This window comes from Salinisphaera sp. SWV1, assembly GCF_052044155.1.
Taxonomy (GTDB): Bacteria; Pseudomonadota; Gammaproteobacteria; order Nevskiales; family Salinisphaeraceae; genus Salinisphaera.
The window spans coordinates 15,070-34,442 of sequence record NZ_JBQDYE010000041.1 but is presented as its reverse complement, the minus strand read 5'-3'; the positions used below and the strand labels follow the sequence as shown (position 1 = coordinate 34,442).

The 19,373-nt window shown below is 64.0% G+C and carries 15 protein-coding genes and 1 pseudogene; 3 read left to right on the top strand and 13 right to left on the bottom strand.

Going from position 1 to position 19,373, the window contains the following annotated elements; genetic code table 11:
- The 7 genes and pseudogenes from ACS8YF_RS16540 to ACS8YF_RS16510 form a co-directional block, all read right to left on the bottom strand.
- Positions 1 to 444, bottom strand: a pseudogene (locus tag ACS8YF_RS16540) (helix-turn-helix domain-containing protein); the annotation flags it as partial.
- A gap of 265 nt (positions 445 to 709) precedes the next feature.
- Positions 710 to 1,846: a glutathione S-transferase family protein gene (locus ACS8YF_RS16535; protein WP_440851251.1), complete on the bottom strand. Its 1,137-nt coding sequence runs from the start codon at positions 1,844 to 1,846 to the stop codon at positions 710 to 712.
- A 123-nt stretch (positions 1,847 to 1,969) separates the two neighbouring features.
- Positions 1,970 to 3,325 carry an MFS transporter gene (locus ACS8YF_RS16530; protein WP_440851250.1) on the bottom strand — a complete coding sequence of 452 codons (1,356 nt, stop codon included), beginning with the start codon at positions 3,323 to 3,325 and terminating at the stop codon, positions 1,970 to 1,972.
- Between the two features lie 253 nt (positions 3,326 to 3,578).
- A complete protein-coding gene (locus tag ACS8YF_RS16525; RefSeq protein WP_440851249.1) occupies positions 3,579 to 4,652 on the bottom strand; it encodes an NAD(P)-dependent alcohol dehydrogenase in 1,074 nt (357 codons plus the stop codon).
- A gap of 310 nt (positions 4,653 to 4,962) precedes the next feature.
- Positions 4,963 to 6,066 carry a fatty acid desaturase family protein gene (locus ACS8YF_RS16520; protein WP_440851248.1) on the bottom strand — a complete coding sequence of 368 codons (1,104 nt, stop codon included), beginning with the start codon at positions 6,064 to 6,066 and terminating at the stop codon, positions 4,963 to 4,965.
- 64 nt (positions 6,067 to 6,130) lie between these two features.
- Entirely contained in the window at positions 6,131 to 7,192 is a 1,062-nt protein-coding gene (locus ACS8YF_RS16515; RefSeq protein ID WP_440851247.1) for a ferredoxin reductase, read from the bottom strand.
- A 312-nt stretch (positions 7,193 to 7,504) separates the two neighbouring features.
- The gene (locus tag ACS8YF_RS16510; RefSeq protein WP_440851246.1) at positions 7,505 to 8,419 is read right to left on the bottom strand and encodes a LysR family transcriptional regulator; all 915 of its coding nucleotides are present in this window, start codon (positions 8,417 to 8,419) and stop codon (positions 7,505 to 7,507) included.
- 100 nt (positions 8,420 to 8,519) lie between these two features.
- On the opposite strand from ACS8YF_RS16510, the gene ilvD reads away from it, so the two are divergent.
- Both ilvD and ACS8YF_RS16500 read left to right on the top strand, forming a co-directional pair.
- Positions 8,520 to 10,370 carry a dihydroxy-acid dehydratase gene (gene ilvD / locus ACS8YF_RS16505; protein WP_440851245.1) on the top strand — a complete coding sequence of 617 codons (1,851 nt, stop codon included), beginning with the start codon at positions 8,520 to 8,522 and terminating at the stop codon, positions 10,368 to 10,370.
- 149 nt (positions 10,371 to 10,519) lie between these two features.
- Positions 10,520 to 11,272: a sulfite exporter TauE/SafE family protein gene (locus ACS8YF_RS16500; protein WP_440851244.1), complete on the top strand. Its 753-nt coding sequence runs from the start codon at positions 10,520 to 10,522 to the stop codon at positions 11,270 to 11,272.
- Positions 11,273 to 11,860: 588 nt separating this feature from the next.
- On the opposite strand, the gene ACS8YF_RS16495 is transcribed toward ACS8YF_RS16500, so the two are convergent.
- From ACS8YF_RS16495 to ACS8YF_RS16470, 6 genes are all read right to left on the bottom strand, one after another.
- Positions 11,861 to 12,286, bottom strand: a complete 426-nt coding sequence (locus ACS8YF_RS16495) for a VOC family protein (RefSeq protein ID WP_440851243.1) — start codon at positions 12,284 to 12,286, stop codon at positions 11,861 to 11,863.
- An 84-nt stretch (positions 12,287 to 12,370) separates the two neighbouring features.
- Positions 12,371 to 13,123: a DUF47 domain-containing protein gene (locus ACS8YF_RS16490; RefSeq protein WP_440851242.1), complete on the bottom strand. Its 753-nt coding sequence runs from the start codon at positions 13,121 to 13,123 to the stop codon at positions 12,371 to 12,373.
- Positions 13,124 to 13,141: 18 nt separating this feature from the next.
- On the bottom strand, positions 13,142 to 14,176 hold the full coding sequence (locus ACS8YF_RS16485) for an anion permease (protein WP_440851241.1): 1,035 nt from the start codon (positions 14,174 to 14,176) through the stop codon (positions 13,142 to 13,144).
- A gap of 176 nt (positions 14,177 to 14,352) precedes the next feature.
- The gene (ppk2, locus tag ACS8YF_RS16480; RefSeq protein WP_440851240.1) at positions 14,353 to 15,162 is read right to left on the bottom strand and encodes a polyphosphate kinase 2; all 810 of its coding nucleotides are present in this window, start codon (positions 15,160 to 15,162) and stop codon (positions 14,353 to 14,355) included.
- Between the two features lie 463 nt (positions 15,163 to 15,625).
- Positions 15,626 to 16,690, bottom strand: coding sequence for a hypothetical protein (locus ACS8YF_RS16475; RefSeq protein ID WP_440851239.1), 1,065 nt, complete (start codon positions 16,688 to 16,690; stop codon positions 15,626 to 15,628).
- Positions 16,691 to 17,025: 335 nt separating this feature from the next.
- A complete protein-coding gene (locus ACS8YF_RS16470) occupies positions 17,026 to 18,366 on the bottom strand; it encodes a diguanylate cyclase domain-containing protein (RefSeq protein ID WP_440851238.1) in 1,341 nt (446 codons plus the stop codon).
- A 483-nt stretch (positions 18,367 to 18,849) separates the two neighbouring features.
- On the opposite strand from ACS8YF_RS16470, the gene ACS8YF_RS16465 reads away from it, so the two are divergent.
- On the top strand, positions 18,850 to 19,335 hold the full coding sequence (locus ACS8YF_RS16465; protein ID WP_440851237.1) for a glutathione peroxidase: 486 nt from the start codon (positions 18,850 to 18,852) through the stop codon (positions 19,333 to 19,335).
- Positions 19,336 to 19,373 lie beyond the last annotated feature (38 nt).

The window sequence follows — 19,373 nt, the reverse complement described above, 5'->3', positions numbered from 1 at the left end:
CGCTCGGCTATAACCCAGGGTCGCCACGAAGGCCTTGAGCGGTGAACGACCGCGGCGAATGGTCGTGAAGTCCACCTACATCTGCTGACCGGGCGGCGTCTCGAAACGGACCAACGGTGCCTCGGGCCGGTGTTTGTAGGGCGCCAGATAGCTCTTGAGCTGACTGATGCCACCGGGGTACCCCTGCGCCTGAATCTCACGGTAGAGCACCGTCGCCGGAATCCACCGCGGGCGCGCCGCCGCGATGCGTTCTTGCAGGTAGGGCTTGTACGCATCGAGTTTGCTCGGTCGTGCCGCACGTGCCGTGTAGCGCCCGATCTCGCCGCCGCGAAGATACTTGCGCACCGTGTTCCGCGAGACATCGAGCTCTCGCGCTATCGCCTTGATGGACCACCCTTGACGGGCCAAAACTCTGATTTCCACTGATTGCTCCCGGTTCAACATCTCGGCGACTCAAAAGCCGCCAGTTTCGCCCAGGGGGGTCAAAATTACTTCGGCGTCAGGGGGCAGTTTTACATCGGCGGTAACACCGGGGGAGCGGTCACATTATTTGGCGACCGATATGTTATTTTTATTTGCGCTCATTCGCGTACATTTGCGGATAAAATGCCCTTCTTATTCAGTCAGCTGAGTGTCGTATATAATCAAAGGCCAAGCACCCGACTGATGCTTCCGCTACGACGATTCTGAAGGGCGGCCGGGGGCGTCGTCAGGGGTTGGTCGCCGTCTGGCCCGGGCCGGGCGCCGCCACGAGACGATTATTCTTGCGCCGCAATCGGGTCGGTATGTCCATCGACAGCGCTTCGAGACCGCCGGTTTCACGCAGCAAGTCGTCGACCGGTGCACGCTCGGCCGGCGCCAATGAGGCATAGAAATCGATGGCCCGTTGCAGCATCCATTGCGGATAGGGCATGACGGCGCGCTCGGCTTCAGTGCCATTCAACCTGAAACGATGGCTGCCGATTCGCCGTGGCAATCGTTCCCCGGGATGGGCCTGCGCCCACGCGGCCACCGCGGCCAGGGTATCCCGAAGCACGGGAAACTGTTCGGCGAATTGCCGGCGCAGGATGGGCAAGAGCGTTTTCGGAATCGCGTCGCCTGGCATCCAGGTCCCGCAGGGTGGGTTGAAGTCGAACATGCGCTCGACCCAGCGAGCCACCGCGGGTGCCCGTTGGCGCATCAGCCGGCCCGGTGCGGGGTCCCGGTACAAATGGGCGTAGAGCGGCGCGATCAGGCCGAAATCGGCGAGGGAGGCGCGGTCCCCCAACGCATAGCGGTGCGCGGAGAAGTGGGTTTCCAGGTCATCCAGCAACGCTTCATAGCTGCGCTCGATCGCCGGCACGGTTTCGGGATGGATGCCGAGCGCGGGCAGCATCCCGGCGAACCGGTCGGCATGGCGGCTGGCGATCAGGCGGCGGAGAAAGGCTGGCGCCCAGGGCAGGGCAACGCGGCCAAACTCGGCCAGCAGGAATTTCCGGTTCTGGCGGGGATAATTCCAGCGATAGTGCATGGCCGGAATCAATAGCCATTCGTCGGCGTATAGCTCGAGCAGCAGCGCGGTCAAACGCTGTTTCGGGGTCGGCGGGTATACCGAGCGTGCCGGTTCGCGGGCCTCGATGGTATCGATGATGGCGGTCGTATCCTGAATGAATCGCCCCTCCGGCGTTTCGACCACCGGTATGAAGGCCACGCCGGTCTTCGGCACGATGATTCGTTTGTACACCCGTAATGTCGACAGGCGCTCGCGGTAGGCCAGCCCCTTGTATCGCAGGTAGGCCCGCGCCTTCCCGGTATAAAGTGAAAACGCCGTGCCATAGAGCGTGTATGCGGAATCATTCTTTGCCATATCGGGTCCGTGCGTCTTGCGAGGGGGGGGGCAGGCCTGCCGTGAAAGCCCGGATACGCCCGCGTCCGAACGGGCACAGCCAGGCGCGGCCGTGCCCGTTCGGGCGTCCGGGTGCGGTGCGAATCAGCGCTTGCGATCGGCCGCGTAGGGGTGACCGATCGCGTGAGCATCCGGCCGGTGGAATAGCAGCGTCAGGATAACCGACGATACCGCCAATGCGGTCAACAGGAAGAATGCATCGGCAAAGCTGCCCTGGCTGCCGACCACCCACCCGGTGATGGCAGGCGCCAGGAAGCCGGCAATCGCGAAGCCGAAATCCATGATGCCGAGCGCGGTCGCTGAGCGATCGGGCGCGATATCGACATTCACGGCGTAATAAGCGGAGTTGGCGCCCATTGAAGCCGCCAGCGCGATGGTGATCAGAATCAGTGACAGCGTCAGACTTGACGAGAAGGCGACCGGCAGGATGGCGACCGCCGCAATGGCCTGCGTTCCGGCGATCAAATAACTCCGGGCCGGTCTGAGGCGGCGGCTGCGTTTAAGCAGACGGTCGGAGAAATGCCCGAGGCTGAACAGCACCACCGCCGCCGCGGCCCAGGGCACGACCGAAAACCAGCCGACAGCCGATACGCTCAGGTGAAAGACCTTTTCCAGGTAACCGGGCAGCCAGGTCATGAAGAAAAACAGAAAGTAACCGAACACGAAAAAAGCCCAGTAGTTCGCCAGCAAGGTCGGGTTGGTCATCAGGCGGCGCCAGGAGGTCGAGGTGGCACCGTCGGCCTCGGCGGGCGCGGTGTCGTCGTTCTCGTCGGTCGCCGAATTGCTGTGCTCGCCCAGGCGGCGCACCTCTTTCAACTCGGCTTCGTTGACGAAGCCGGATTGTTCCGGCCGGTCGCGGAACAGCAGCCACCACAACGGCAGCCAAAGTAAGCTGATCACGGCCAGTACAAAGAACATGCCGCGCCAGCCCAGCCACGCGATCAGACTGGAGACCACCGGTGCGCCGATGGCCAGCGAGACCGGCACGGCGGTCAGCGAGGAACCCATCGCCCGGCCGCGTTCGCGCGGCGACAACCAGCGGCTGATCGCCCCGGTCATGCCGGGAAACATCGGGCCCTCGGCCAAACCCAGTGCTGCGCGAGCGACCAGGGCCAGCGTGAAGCCCTGGACCAGCCCGGTGCCGCCGATCGAGACGACCCAAAGCGCGACCGAGACCGCTAGAACGATGCGCGGGCCGAAGCGATCGACGAGTATGCCGCCAAGGAAGGTGGTCAACGCATAACCGATGCCGAACGCCCCGAGCACCAGACCGCGCTGTGAATCACCAATGCCGAGTTCCTTCGCCATCGGTCCGATCGCATAGGCGATCGCGGAGCGATCAATATAGTTGATGATGATGATGGCGAAAAGAAGTGCGACCACCACCCAGCGGTACTGGGTGGCCGCGGGCGCACCCTGCGCTGCCTGTGCCTGACTCATGTCCTGTTCCCGTGTTGGTATCTAACGTGATGAATGAATCACGCACAAGATATCAGCGGGCCGCGACGTCGTGGTCGATTCGGACGCATCTGCCGGCTGCAGTCGCCCGTTCTGTCCGTTGCCTGGCCCCGGACCTGTCGGCGGTCGCGTCACGGCGGCGTGCCGGGCGCGCACTGCAAAAGGCGCCCGGCGCGTGGTATCGACCCCGGCCCGGGCGAGCGCCGCCGCTCACGCCGCGCGATCGGAATAGGCGCTAAGGGGTGATGGCGATCTTGAGCACGCCATCCTGCTGATGCGCGAAGAGGTCGTAGGCCGCCTCGATGTCATCCAGCTTGTAGCGATGCGTGACCAGTGGCGCCAGGTCGACGCGTCCCGACGCCACCACGTTGAGCAGGCGGCGCATGCGTTCCTTGCCGCCGGGGCAGAGCGTGGTCACGATGCGGTTATCGCCCAGACCGGCACTGAATGCGCCCAGAGGGATGGTCAGATCCTGGGAGTACACGCCGAGGCTGGACAATGTACCGCCGGGGCGAAGCACGCTGAGGGCAGACTCGAAGGTGTTCTGTGTGCCCAGCGCTTCGATGGCCACATCCACGCCGCGGCCATCGGTCAGCGAGCGGATGGTCTCGATCGGATCGTCCTGGTTGAAGTCGATCACCGTGTCGGCGCCGAGGCGACGGGCGACGGCCAGCCGTTCCGGCACCGTGTCCACCACGATGATTCGCGTGGCGCCCTGCAGACGTGCGCCCGCGGTGGCGCAAAGCCCGATCGGGCCCTGGGCGAATATCGCCACGGTATCGCCGATACGAATCCTGCCGCTTTCCGCACCGGAAAAGCCGGTCGACATGATGTCCGGGCACATCAAGACCTGCTCGTCGGTGAGGTCGTCGGGAATCGGCGCCAGATTCGCCATGGCATCCGGTACGCGGACGTATTCGGCCTGGCAGCCGTCGATGGTATTGCCGAAACGCCAGCCGCCCATCGTCTTCCAGCCATGCGGCGCGCCGCAGCCGCATTGCGAATGACAGCCATCCAACGAGGCATAGCTCGTACCATCGGGCGTGATTGCACCGGCGATGACCCGCTGGCCTTCGGTATAGCCGGTCACCTGGGCCCCGAGTTTCTCGATCACGCCCACCGGTTCATGGCCGATCGTCAGTCCGCGGGCGACCGGGTATTCACCCTTGAGAATATGTACGTCGGTGCCGCATATCGTGGTCGTCGTGATGCGTATCAACGCATCGAGCGGGCCAATGTCGGGGATCGGCTTGTCTTCGAGTACGATACGGCCGGGTTCGACAAATACGGCGGCTTTCATCTGGCTCATGGCGGGCGACTCCGGGTCTGTAATCGGCAAACACGCCGACAGGGAGTACACGATGCGCGCGATTGCGCCCGCCGCATGTTGATCTGCGTCATCTCGCGCCATGATCGGGCGGCAGTGGCGGCCACGCGGCGTGGCGCCCAGTCGCAGCATCCCGGGCTACAGCCCGTCGCCGCGCGTCCTGCCTGGCGCAACATCACGCGGGCGGCGGGGCGGGAACTTACGTTACAGGGCATCAGCCCGAGCCGGTCGGACTGTCCCTGCCAGCGCACAGTGGACGCGGGCTTGCCCGGCCATCGCTCGTGTTATCGCATCAAGCCGCTTCGGCGACGTCGGCGGCTGTGTTTGTCACGCGCCGGCGGCGACGTCCGGGCAAGGACATGCGCAGAATGCGTCGTGCCACACCACCGGCCTGGCGTGCCAGCGAGCCCGTGTTGTAGTTGATGCCGTACTCTGCGCAGAGCGCCTGGACCCGCGGGGCGATCTCGCGATAGCGATGCGAGGGCATATCGGGAAACAGGTGATGCTCGATCTGATAGCTCAAATGGCCGGACAGCACATGAAACGGTACCGAGCCCGTCAGGTTGGACGAGCCCAGCAATTGCCGCAGATACCATTGCCCACGGCTCTCGTCGGTGGCTTCGGCGCGGTCGTACATCTCGACTTCGTCGGTGAAATGTCCGCAGAAGATGATCAGAAACGACCAGATATTGCGTGTGAAATTGGCCGAGAGATTACCCGCCAGAACCGGCGCGAACAGCGGGCCCGCCAGAGCCGGGAACAGCAGGTAGTCCTTGAGCAACTGGCCGCGCACCTTGGCGAGGATCTGGCCGGCCTGGGCGCGCATGTCCTTCCAGCTCTTGTCGCGGCCCAGGCGCTCGAACTCCAGGTCGTGCAGCGCCACGCCCCACTGGAAGAACGCCGCCAGCAGCAGCGCGATGCCGGGCTGGGCCAGGAATCGTGGCGCCCACGCCTGATCTTCGCTCACACGCAACAGGGTGTAGCCGAGATCGCGGTCCAGATCGACGATATTGGTGAACGTGTGGTGCACGTAGTTGTGCGAGTGCTTCCACTGTGCCGACGGGCAGGTGTTGTCCCATTCGTAGGTGGCCGAATCCAGGGCCGGATCGTTCATCCAGTCCCACTGTCCGTGCATGACGTTGTGCCCGATCTCCATGTTCTCGAGGATTTTCGACAGCGCCAGCAACGAGGTCCCCGCCAGCCAGGCCGGCGGCAACAGGCCGGCGAACAGCAGCGCGCGGCCCGCGACCTCGCTGGCACGCTGGGTTCGTAGCACGCGAAGGATGTAGCGCGCGTCGCGCTCGCCGAGATCGCTCATGACGTCATCGCGAATCTGGTCTAGCGCCTGACCGAACGCGCCCAGGTCGGCCTCGCTCAGATGGGTGGGCTTGCTCATGACAAAGTGTCCCCGAACGCGCCGGGCGTTCCGTGGTGAAAATGTGAGAAGAAATATTGGCGGATCAGAAATCGATCGCTACGTCGCCCGCGGCGGCGTGGATACAAAGCTGGAGATCGGTGTCGCGCACCTGCCGGACGCGATCGGTGCGCAGATCCCGCACCGTGCCCTCGGCGATACGACATTTACAGGCGTGGCATATGCCCATTCGACAGCCATACGGCGGCGACAGACCGGCGCGCTCCGCGATTTCCAGCAGCGAGCCGTGTTCGCCCGATGCCGCGATATCGCTTTTCAGGAACTGCACCGCCCCCTGGCCGTGTGCGCTGGCCCGTCGGCTGGCCGCGAACTGCTCGCGATGCAACGGCGCGCTCGAACGTGCGGCGATCAGGGTTTCGGCGGTATCCATGAAACCGGCCGGCCCGCAGAGCCAGGTCTCGCGCTCGGCCAGATCCGGCACCCGGGCATCCAGTGCGGCGCCATCGAGTCGCGCGCCGCCGGCGCCGGTAAATACGGTAATCGACTGCAGCCGCGCGTGCTCGGCCGCCAATGCCTCGAGTTCGTCCGCATAGATCATGTCGACCGGCGCGCGGGCGTAATGCAGAAAGACAATGTCGGTCGACGCGCCGTGTGAAAGCCATGTCCGCAGCACACTCATCACCGGGGTGATGCCGCTGCCGGCACTCAACAACAGCGCCCTGGCCGGCGCCTGCGACGGCGGACAGAAATCGCCTTCGGCCGGGCTGAGATACAGCAACTGGCCGCGCTGCGCGTGGTCCACCAGATGGTTGCTGACGCGGCCGGCGCCGTTTCGCTTGACCGTGATTTCGATCAACGGTTCGTCTGGAGCGCTGGCGATAGAAAAACAGCGGCTGTGACGCGCGCCGTCCAGCGTCAGACCGAGCAATACGTGCTGGCCTGCGCGATGGCCACGCCAGTTGCCGTTCGGCTCGATCGAGAGCGTGACGCTGTCGGGCGTCTGGCGGACGGCGTGCACGATGCGTCCGCGCGGCTCGGCCAGCGATAACCGATCGTCGATCAGCGCCAGGTAGTCGTCCACCGAGGACGGATGGGCCAGCGCCCGGGCCAGCGCACTGCCGAGCATCCGCTTGACAATCGGGTTCAAGGGTTTTGTGTCATGTTTGTGTACACGTGTGCACATTAAGCGCAATGTCGTGCCGCGTCAATGCGCGTGGTGAGGGCGACGACGTCGAGCACCCGCAGGCGCCGGATGACAGCCGCTGCAATGCCGGCACGCGCCCGTTTGAGGCCTTGCGGGCTCCGGTCACGGCAGCCGGCCGTACCGAAACCGCGCCCGCCGAATGGTTGAAATCCGGCCACGTTGCGCCCGCGATCGATCGGGCCCCGGCTGGCCTGCACGCCAGCTTGATTGACCGCGGCGACCGCATGCCGGGCCGGGCAAGCGGTAAGGGCGGGTTCAGTCGCTGGTGTTGTCGGCTCGATCCAATACCTGGAGCAGGTTGGCGAGTGTGGCGCTCGGATCATCGCGCCGCCAGGCAACGCCAGTGTCCAGTTGTGGCGGATGGCAGGCAAGCGGCACATAACGAATACCGGTGCGGGCCAGATGGCGCAGCGACTCCGGTACCAGCGCGATACCCATGCCGGCGGAGACGAGGCTGATGATGGTCTGCATCTGAATTGCGTGCTGGGCGATATCGGCCGGGCCGCCGCACTCCAGATAATAGTTCGTCACCAGGTCGTGGAACGACGGCGCGACCTGGCGCGGAAACACGATCAACGGCGACGTGACCACGGCCTCCGGCGAAAGCTGTCCCCGGGTCAGCATCAGCCGCCCATTGGCGAGCCATTGCTCAGGCACGGCCGCCATCAACGGCTCCGACATGAGCCGGCGATAAGCCAGCCGGCCCGGCAGCGCGGCATGCGCGGGCGGGATGAGTATGCCGGCATGGATCTCGCCGCCCATCAGAGCCGTGATCTGTACATCGCTGGTGGCTTCGGTCAGCGCCAGGTCGACGTTGGGGTAGAGCGTGCGGAAACGCTGGACCAGAGCCGGCAACAGGCTGTAATCGGCGGTGCTGACGAACGCGAGGTTCAAGCGGCCCGTTTCGCCGCGCCGGATGCGACGCGCGGTTTCCGGCAGCGCGTCCACCGCCGCCAGCGCCCTGCGCACGGGCTCCAGCCATGCCTCGCCGAAAGGCGTCAGCGCCACGGACCGTTTGGTGCGCATGAACAGTGCAGCCCCGAGTTCGCGTTCGAGCGCGCGGATCGACTGGCTGAGCGGCGGCTGCGTCATATGCAGCCGCTCGGCCGCCTTGCCGAAATGCAACGTCTGGGCAACCGCCACGAAATGCCTGAGCCGTCGCAAATCCATCTGTCATATCCTGTGCGACTTAATAAAGCATAAATAATATATTTCAAAAACCGACGAGCGGAAAATAGCATGGCCGGGTGCGATGAACCGGAGGAACATCATGCCCGTCTATCGATCCCGAACCAGTACCCACGGCCGCAACATGGCCGGTGCCCGCGCCCTCTGGCGCGCGACCGGCATGGGCGACGACGATTTCGGCAAGCCGATCATTGCCATCGCCAACAGCTTCACCCAGTTCGTGCCGGGGCATGTGCACCTGAAAGATCTGGGCCAACTGGTCGCCGGGGAAATCGCCGAAGCCGGCGGCGTGGCCAAGGAATTCAATACCATCGCGGTGGACGACGGCATCGCCATGGGCCACAACGGCATGCTGTATTCGTTGCCGTCGCGCGAGTTGATCGCCGACAGCGTGGAATACATGGTCAACGCGCACTGCGCCGATGCGCTGGTGTGCATTTCCAATTGCGACAAGATCACGCCCGGCATGCTCATGGCCGCCATGCGGCTGAATATCCCCACCGTGTTCGTCTCCGGCGGGCCGATGGAAGCGGGCAAGGCCGTCATCAAGGGGAGCAGTCGTTCCTTCGACCTGGTCGATGCCATGGTGGTCGCGGCCGACGACAGCTACAGCGACGAGGACGTCGCGACCATCGAGCGCTCTGCCTGCCCCACGTGCGGCTCCTGTTCGGGCATGTTCACTGCCAACTCCATGAACTGTCTGACCGAGGCGCTCGGCCTGGCGCTGCCCGGCAACGGCTCGGTGCTGGCCACCCACAGCGATCGCGAGGCGTTGTTCCGCAACGCCGGTCGGACCATCGTGGATCTGGCGCGCCGTTATTACGAACACGACGACGAAAGCGCCTTGCCCCGCGGCATCGCCACACGTGCCGCGTTCGAAAACGCCATGAGCCTGGATATCGCCATGGGCGGGTCGACCAACACCGTCCTGCATCTGCTGGCCGCGGCCCGGGAAGGCGAAGTGGATTTCTCCATTGCCGAGATCGACGCACTCTCGCGTCGCGTGCCGTGTCTGTGCAAGGTCGCCCCGGCCAAGGCCGACGTACACATGGAAGACGTGCACCGTGCCGGCGGCATCATGGCCATTCTCGGCGAGCTCGACCGCGCCGGCCTGCTGGATACGTCGCGGCCAACCATCCATTCGCCGACCCTGGGCGCCGCCCTCGCGCAGTGGGACATCATGCGCACCGAAGACGAGGCGGTGCGCAAACTGTATCGCGCGGGCCCCGGCGGCATCCCGACCCAGACCGCATTCAGCCAGTCGACCCGCTGGGAAACGCTGGACACCGACCGCGAGACCGGCGTCATCCGTTCGGCGGATCATCCGTTTTCCGCCGACGGCGGGCTCGCCGTGCTGTTCGGTAACCTCGCGCCCGAGGGCTGTATCGTCAAGACCGCCGGCGTGGATGACTCGATCCTCAGCTTCACCGGCGCGGCTCGTGTCTATGAAAGCCAGGATGCGGCCGTGGCCGGCATTCTGTGCAACGAAGTCGCCGCGGGCGAGGTGGTCGTCATTCGCTACGAAGGCCCGAAGGGCGGCCCCGGCATGCAGGAAATGCTGTATCCGACGAGTTATCTAAAATCCAGGGGGCTCGGCAAGGCTTGCGCGCTGATTACCGACGGCCGTTTTTCCGGAGGTACTTCGGGCCTGTCGATCGGCCACGTCTCACCGGAGGCCGCCGAAGGCGGGCTGATCGGTCTGGTCGAGACCGGCGACGCCATCGCCATCGACATCCCCAATCGCACGATCGAACTCCAGGTCGACGACACCACGCTGGCGGCTCGGCGCCAGGCGATGGAAGAGCAGGGCGCGGGCGCCTGGAAACCGCGCAACCGTCTGCGCAAGGTCTCACCGGCGCTCAAGGCCTACGCTGCCCTGGCGACCAACGCGTCGAAAGGTGCGGTACGCGACGTCAGCCAGATTACGTTGTAGATACAAGCGGCCATGGTCTCGACCCCAGAGCGCCGAGACCGGCCGGCTTCAATGCGAGCAGGGTACCGCTGCCCGCCGGCGGGTCGCTCCGAGCCGGCGTTTGCGCGCACAATGCGCGACTTGCGTGGTGTGTGCCGGAAGGGAAATTCATGGAACAGACGGTCCTGTTGCTGATCGCAGCCCTGGTCGTGGGCATGTCCAAGGGCGGGTTGGCCTCGGCGGCGGCGATCTCGGTGCCGATGCTGTCGCTGTTCATGAACCCGATCCATGCTGCGGCGCTCTTGTTGCCGGTGTACATCGTTACCGACTGGGTCGCGGTGTGGCTGTACCGGCACGAGTACTCGGGCCGGAATCTCGTGATCCTGATTCCGTCCATGCTGCTCGGGGTTGCTGTCGCCACGGTGGTCACGCCGTATACGCCGGAAAGTCTGTTGTTGATCGTCACCGGCCTGATCGGTCTGTGGTACTGCCTGCGCACCTGGCTCCGGCGCGGCGTGGCCGAGCGGACCGAAGCCCGCGTGTTGCCCGGTGTGTTCTGGGGCACCATCACCGGGATCACCAGCTTCATCACCCATTCCGGTGGGCCGCCGGCGCAGGCTTATCTCCTGCCGCAACGGCTGCCGAAACTGAAATTCGCCGGAACCATCGCGATCGCGTTCGCGGCCTGCAATCTGGCCAAGTTGCCGGCGTACTGGGAAATCGGTAATCTGCACGACCTGAACTGGCAGACCACGCTGGCGCTGGCCGCGACCGGGATCGTCGGCACCCGTATCGGGCGTGCGATCTCGCTCGTACTCTCCGAGAGCAGTTATCGGCGGGTGATCGAAACCATGCTGTTTCTGCTATCGATCATCCTGCTGGGCAAGGGCGGCTGGATGCTGCTGCACCCAACGCTCGCCTGAGTGTGACACCCGGCGTCCAACGACAGGATTCCGCGGCCCGGCCCCGAACGATGCGGTCGTCGCCTGCCGGAGATGCAGACTTGCAACGTCGCATCGGCGAATGGGTGGCCAAACCGCGGCGACTGGGGTGTGAGGCCGTGTCGTTCCCGATGCCATCGACCCTTTCTGGGGTTTGAAGGATACGGGTGCCGCAACGAAGGTTGACCGCTTATTGGGACGGGTTCGTGACGTCCGCTCCGGGGCTGGCACGCCTGCGTTTGGCCAGCCGGACCACGACCACCGTTGCGCTGGCTCTGGGTGCGACCTATCGAAAGGCTGGCCGATCGAATCGGTGGAAAACAACAACTACCGGCGAGAAAACAGCAGTTGCCGCGCAACGTCCGATCGGCTCGCTTGGAGCACGAGAGGGCGCAGCAATAGGCTGCGCGAGCGGCCTTGCAGCGTATCGATCAGATCGTGCCCAACCTGGGGCGTGATTTTTTCAGCCGCTGACTGCGGGGTTTTCCTGCGTTGCGGCATCGCCGCGCTGGGCGCGCACAGGCCGGGCCGGGTAGGCATCTCCTGTCGATCCTGGATTACCGGGCCGGTCTATGTCGCGAAAAGCTGGCCGCGATCCTTGAACGCCTTGAATTCGAGCGCATTGCCGCAGGGGTCGAACAGGAACATCGTCGCCTGTTCGCCGGGCTCGCCCTTGAAGCGGATATACGGCTCGATCACGAACTCGGTGCCGAGCGCGCGCAATCGTTCGGCCAGCGCTTCCCATTCGGCCCATTCGAGCACGATGCCGAAGTGGGGCACCGGCACGTCGTGGCCGTCGACGGCATTGGTATGGGCGTGTGCCTGGGCGGGCGTCTTCGGGTGCTCGTGAATCACGAGCTGGTGGCCATAGAAGTCGAAATCCACCCACTGATCGCTGGACCGGCCCTCGCTCAGGCCGAAGGTCTCGCCATAGAAACGGCGCGCGGCGGGCAGGTCGTGAACCGGTATCGCCAGGTGAAAGGGGGAGAGCGCCATGTTGCCGCCTCGAGTTGACTGGGCCTCTGAGTGTAGCCGCAAGTCAGGGGCGCGACACGAGAACACATGCGTCGATCGGCGCGCTCAGGCGATCTTGGCTACGATGTCGTGAAGCACTTCCCCGGCTCGGGCCACGCGGTCCGCGCCGTTGGACATGTGCCGATACACCTCGCGGCGTTTGAGGATTTCCAGAACGAAGCCGACCGCCGAGCTCACGGCCGATGTTTCCCGCGCATTCAACTCGCCGGTCAGAACCGCCAGCGCGTCGGCGCTGCGTTGTTGTTCCGGTGTCAGGGTTGCTCGGTAGTGCTCGGCGTCGAACAACTCACCGAGAGCGCGGCGATAGACTTTTTCGGTGGCACGCTCGGTTTTTCGAGCCGCGTCGGCATGCTGCTCGGCCGTCAGCGGGTCATCGGCAAGGCAGGCAAAGCCCTGCTGCAGCGCCAGTGCACCGCGGTGCATCAGATCGGCCATGGCACGAGTGTGTTCGTCCGGCTCGAGCTGGAGCACGCGCATTTCCTGAACCGTTGCCTTGGCATAGTTGAGGATCTCATCGATCGCGGCAATCGAGCGGTACACATCCTCGCGATCGATGGGGGTGGCAAATGCGCGATGCAGGGTGGTCATGTTGTCGGCCTTGAGCGTGTCACCTTGCTTTTCCAGGGCGAGCACACGCCGGGCGACGTCTTCATCGGCGCCTTGCATGTAGGTGACGAAGACTTCGGTTGCGGCCACGGCAAGGTCGCATTGGGCATTCAGCCGGGCATAGAAATCCGGGGTGCGCGGGAAAATGCGCGCCAACCAACGGCGGGTCCGAGATTCCGTATCATTGCCCATGATCGTATGTCGTTGCGCTCAATGTATAACCGTCAATGCCAGCCAGCATACGCTGGCGCCAGCGAGCGCCGCGCCCGGCAGGGTGATTACCCAGGTAAGCACGATTTCGCGTGCCTTGAGCCAGTGTACCCGGCGCACGTGCTCCGACGCGCCGATGCCCATGATCGACGAATTCACCACGTGTGTCGTCGACACCGGCCCGCCGAACAACGACGCGCCGAACACCACCGCGGAGGACGTCATCTGGGCGTCCAGGCCGTGGATGGGGCGCAGCTTGTAGATGCCGAAACCGACGGTGCGCACGATTCGCCAGCCGCCGAGGACCGTGCCCAGGGTCATGCACGATGCGCTCAGCGCGATTACCCAGACCGGCACCCGAAACGCCGGCAACACGCCGGCCAGCACCAGCAGCAACGTAATGATGCCCATGCCTTTCTGGGCGTCGTTGGCGCCATGCGAGAAAGCCAGCGCTGCGGCCGTCAGCCATTGGCCCTGGCGTAGTCGTCGATTGACCGAGGGATGTGCGGCCCGCAGCAGAAATCGCATCAGCCGATGAACAAGCCAGCCGATGAGGAAACCGGCCGGCGGTGACAGCAGCAGGGACAACAAGACCTTGGTCACCCCCATCATCTGGCCGTGTGCCAATGCGTCCATGCCCCAGTTGACCGCGCCGGCGCCGGTGCTGACCCAAACCGCACCGACCAGACTCCCGACCAGGGCGTGCGTGGATGACGACGGCATCGCCCACCACCAGATGATGACGTTCCATACCACCGCTCCCAGGACGCCGCAGACGACCACGAGGACACCGAGCGAGCGCGGCAGGCCGCCGAGGTCGACGAACCCGCCGATCGTATCGGCCACCGCGGTGCCGGCGACGATCGGGCCGGCGAATGTAAACAGGCCCACCAGGATAACGGCCTGCAGCGGCGTCATCGCCCGCGACGCCACCAGGGTCGCGACCATGTTGGCGGCATCGTTGAAGCCGTTGGTGAAATCGAAGGCGAGTACCACGGCAATACCGGCGACCAGGAGTATCGCGAGCGTTGTCATGGGCTCCTGTGGCGGATAACCGGCCGGCTCGGGGCGACGGGGAGCGCGTCGGGTCGACATCCGGGCCGCGATTGGCGACAGCGCGCCCGCCGGCGCGCCAGTGCCGCGCAAGCCTTGGCGTTCTCAGTTCGCAACACGGCGGGTTTGGCGAGCGATGGCGGCTTGCTTACGGGGCATCAGGCCGCGATCATGCCGTTTTTCAGGCACGCTTCATCGTAGGTGAACACCACATCGGGATTGGGTAGAACCAGGCTTTCATCCTTGCCGTCGTAGTCCAGTCGCAGCAGCAGATCCTTGATGACATTGAGGCGCGTCACCCGCTTGCGGTCCGCCCGAACAACGGTCCACGGCGTCAGCGGCGCATGGGTGCGCGCGAACATTTCATTGCGCGCCTGGCTATAGGCGTCCCAGTGCCGGACTGCCTCGGCGTCGATCGGGCTGATCTTCCACTGTTTGAGCGGGTCCCGGCGACGCTCGTCCAGGCGTTCAGTCTGCTCGGCCTGACTGATATCAAGATAGTATTTGAACAGTTTGATTCCCGAGCGGACCAGCATGTGCTCGAAATCGATGACCGTGGCCATGAATTCCTCGTACTGGTCGTCGTCGCAGAACCCCATCACTGTCTCGACACCCGACCGGTTGTACCAGCTGCGGTTGAACAGAACGAATTCTTCGGCGATCGGCAGATGTGCCACGTAACGCTGAAAATACCAGGCACTGCGATCGGCCTCCGACGGGCGCCCCAGCGCGACAACGCGCGTCTCCCGCGGGCTCAGGTGCTGGACGATGCGCTTGATGGTGCCGTCCTTGCCCGCGGCATCGCGGCCCTCGAAGATAACCAGAATCTTGTCGTGGTAGCGAATGAAGTGGCGTTGCAACTTCACCAGTTCAATCTGCAGGCGGCGCAGCGTGTGCTTGTACTCTTTCTTGGGGATCGCCGCGACCGCCGGTGCGGTCGGTCGGGCCGGAGAATGCTTTGTGCTCACGAACTCGCTCCCTTCACGGCGCGTTGTGCGCGGTATCACGAATGCCGTGTGCGCTGGCCGTCAGGTTCGATCATAAGCGACGCGCCGCATCGACGTCTTCCCGGCGCGACTCACCCCGGCACCGAATAGCCCGCAGGGCCGGTCTTACCCGGTGGCCGGATATGGGTCACTGGGCATTTTCGGCCTCGCGCGACGGCCCCGCGCCCGTGACAAGGGCCGCCTTATCTGCCGGCGGATGTCAGTGCGTTGCCCGGTCGTCGCGACCGGGCGCGGGCGATGCGGCCTCAATATTAATCCGGCATCAAAACAGCTGACTTCATCCGCTGTTTTCAACGCCTTCAAAAATAAAAGCCGGCGCCTGTCCGTCTTTTATTTTCAGAGGCTTCGCGGCCAATGGCCGTGGCGAGCATGCGGTCGCATACGCGCGCTATTAACCCAAAAAATCATCTATTTTTGTGCCGGACTAATAGTAGCCGTAGGCGCCCAGATCCAGGGCGAGGGCGTCGGCGATTCGGCGATTGCCCTCGGCATAGTGTCGCCGGATGGTTTCGGCGGTATCGGCCCGCAGTTCAATCGCGGAACCGCGCCCGGTCAGCCTGGGGGGTATGGTGATTTCGAACTCCCCACGCGGCGACTTGAATGCCAGCAGTGGCCGTAGCGCCCAACGGTCGCGCCCCATCGAACGGGTATTGGAAGGGCGCCGGTTGAGTTCCGTGTCGATCGCCGGCGCATTCAGAAATCGCCGAACCGTGTGGGCGAATTCGTCAAAGGCGCTCGCCATGCGCTCAATCGGCAGGAAGCACACGTCCTCCGCTGGCAGCACGCGGGTCAGGCATTCGTGCAGCGTTGCATACTCCATCGGATAGAACATGTTCCCCGCGCCGGCCGGTCGGCCGGTGAGCAGACGCGCGACCCGGCGTTCGAAGTCTTGTTGCGATGCGCCGATGATCTTGCGGGACAACTGCACATAGCTTGAGGCCAGCAGCAGATCCTGGCGCCGAATCATCAGCAGGATGCGAACGCGCGCGAAACCCAGTCGGCGCGCTCCCTGGTCGAATGCCGCGAGATTGTCGCGCAACCGTCCGCGTTCGAACGCATCCGGCATGGCGCGGATGCCGAAATGATTGAGCCGCGTGATCGCCTCCTCGGAGATCAGCACCGATCGTTGCGCGCGCCCCTGTTTGAGAAAGGGCGACAGGAATTGCTGCAGAAAGGCGTCGCCGTGGTCGCGCCAGAACCCGGGGTCCTTTTGAAATGCATCGGAGAATCGGCGAACCCCGTAGCGATTGCGGCGATAGCGATAGGCCGGGAGCCTGGCGTTTTGCGCCCCCGGCATCAAATACTGCCCGGGCATGAGGTGGGGGAAGACGTTGCCGTGCAGATACGAACTGGCCGCCTTGGGCAGACCGATATGCAGATACAGTACCGGTTCGGATGGTGGCCCGCTCGCGTCCGTGGCGGCGGTGTGCTGACTCGTCGTATCGGCGTCCATGCAGGCGGCCTGCGCCAGGGACTGGTCGCGGTTCATTTTTACCCGAGGAAAAGTCGATTATCAATTTTCGCGATTATCTCAGCCATGGGTGTGCGCGATGTAACAAAAAAAAGACGCAATAAACTGAAAATACGGCAGTTATATGGTAGTTACATTTAAACCTGCGAAGATGCGATGCCACGTTTCAGGCTGCGATATCCCGTGTTGCGCCCGGATGTCTGGCCGGATATATCAGAAGGCCTGCGCGCCGGCACAACACGCGTGACGCTGTCGTGGCGGTCGCCGATGGACGCATTGGGCGCCGATCACGCAACACGAGCCCATGCGCGATCGACGCGCATGGGCGGCGTGAAGGAGAGTCTGCTTGTGGCTCAGCGCGCTTTCTTGTCGCGGTACATCGCGGCATCGGCGTGATTCAATAGCGACTGCTCGTTCGGGCCGTGCTGCGGGTAAATGGCGATCCCGATGCTGACACCGAGCGTCACCCGCTTGCCGCCCAGGAAAAACGGCTGGCTGAGCACACGGCGAATGGCGCCCGCCACGCTCTCGGCCTGGTCGGCGTGGTCGCTCCCGCGCAGCAGCACCACGAACTCGTCCCCGCCATAGCGGGCGACAATATCCGATTCGCGCACGCAGCGCAGCAGGCGTTTGGCAGCCAGACGAAGCACACGGTCGCCCGCGCCGTGGCCGTGAAGATCGTTGATGGGCTTGAAGCGATCGAGATCGAGATACAGCAGTGCCATGTTTCGACCGCCGTTGCAGGCCGCACCGAGCAATGTCTTGAAGCGCTCATGGAAGAATCCGCGGCTGACCAGGCCGGTGAGCGGGTCGTATTGCGCCATGCGTTGCATGCGGTCCAGCATCTGTTTACGTTCGATGGCGCTCGCGATCTGCGTCGAGACGAATTGCAGCAATGCCCGTTCGGTGTCGCCGTAGATACTGCTATCGCCATGGCTCTTGATCACGAGTACGCCGATGGGCCCCTGGCTTGCCGCCAGCGGCACGCCCAGCCAGTAACGTGCTTCGCACTCGGCGGCGGCCTGAAGGTGCGCCGGCAGCCCGGCCCGCAAGTCCGGGGTGACCAGCAATTCCCTGCCGCTGCGAATCACTTCAGCGATCAGCGAATCGGGCGCCAGTGGCCCGATCGGCGCTGCCGATTCGGGTTCGTCGACATGATACGGGAAGGTCACGCTGTCATCCTCGGCGTCGTACAGGGCGACGAGAAAGTTGGGCGTGCCGAGCAGTTCGTCGATGATTGCGTGTATGCGGCGTAACAGGTCGGTCAGATCACCCGCAGCATGCGCCGCCTCCGAAATCGCGTAAATCGCTGTCTGGCGCGACTCGGCCTGCTTGAGTTGGGTGATGTCCCGCGCCAGCCCCACGCGCACCTGGTCCGCTTCCGACCAGCGCGCCGACCACATGATATGCGCGATGCTGCCATCCTTGCGCCGGTAGCGGTTTTCGAAATGGGGCTGGAGGGCCCCGTTCATGATCCGCTGCGCGATTTCACGGGTGCGCTCGCGGTCTTCGGGGATCACCAGATCCAGTATCTGGCGCCCTGCCAGCTCCGCGGGGGTATAGCCGAAGATCCGCTCACATGCCGGGCTCGCCGATACGATGCATCCCTGCGCGTCCACGATGCATAAGGCATCCAGCAGCAAATCGGAATAGTTCATCACGCCGGCTTCACACCCCGAACGTTTATGCGGCATGACAAAATCAGTCCTGCCGTGTGTGCCGAAGGCAGCACATGGGGTGCGATGTAGCCACGACGAACGGCGCGATGAATCGCTCCGGGCCGCGAGCAGCGGGTACTCTGCAAACGGTCAAACCCATCCCCCGGAACGATATGATCGAACGCGGACCATTGAGCGGTGCGCCTCCAGCTTAACCCGCGGCGCCGCTCCGGTGAAGATTGCCGGCCTGGGTTTTCGATGAACGGGGCCGTGCGGTGCGGCGCACTCACGACCCCTGAGTTGGTCCACAATCCTATCCATCGGCGCGGCATTGTTGCGCGCCGCGCGGCCCGAATTCGCATAATCTGGCGCGTTGGCCGGGCCCGGCGTGGATCGCCCGGCCGGCAGTGCTAGGCTGGTGCATCTGCGAGGCCAACCGGTGCGGTAAGCGGGATTTTATCCGGGCTTCGAGCCGTCGACGCCCGGGCGGCCTGTCTCAATTCGGCGCGAGAACCAGTCATGTCCATTTACGACATCCAGGTCGCCACCATCGACGGTCGGCGTATTCAGCTCGATACCTACCGTGGCTGCATTATGCTTATCGTCAATGTTGCCAGCGAATGCGGCTTCACCCCGCAGTACGCCGGCCTGGAGGCGCTCTACCGGCGCTACGCCGACGACGGTCTCGCCGTACTCGGTTTCCCCTGCAACCAGTTCGGGCAACAGGAGCCGGGTGGTGCATCCGAAATCCGGAATTTCTGCGCAACACGCTACGACATCACGTTTCCGCTATTCGCCAAGATCGATGTCAACGGATCCAACGCGCATCCTTTGTATCGGCACCTCAAAGCCGAGCGACGGGGTTTGCTCGGCCGGCGGATCAAATGGAATTTCACCAAGTTTCTGGTCGATCGTGACGGCGATGTACGTGAGCGTTATGCGCCTACCGACAAGCCGGAAAAGATCGAACACGACATAAAAGAGTTGTTGGCCGGCAATCGATGAAACGATCACTCGATCCACAGTGACGTTTCGCCGCGCCA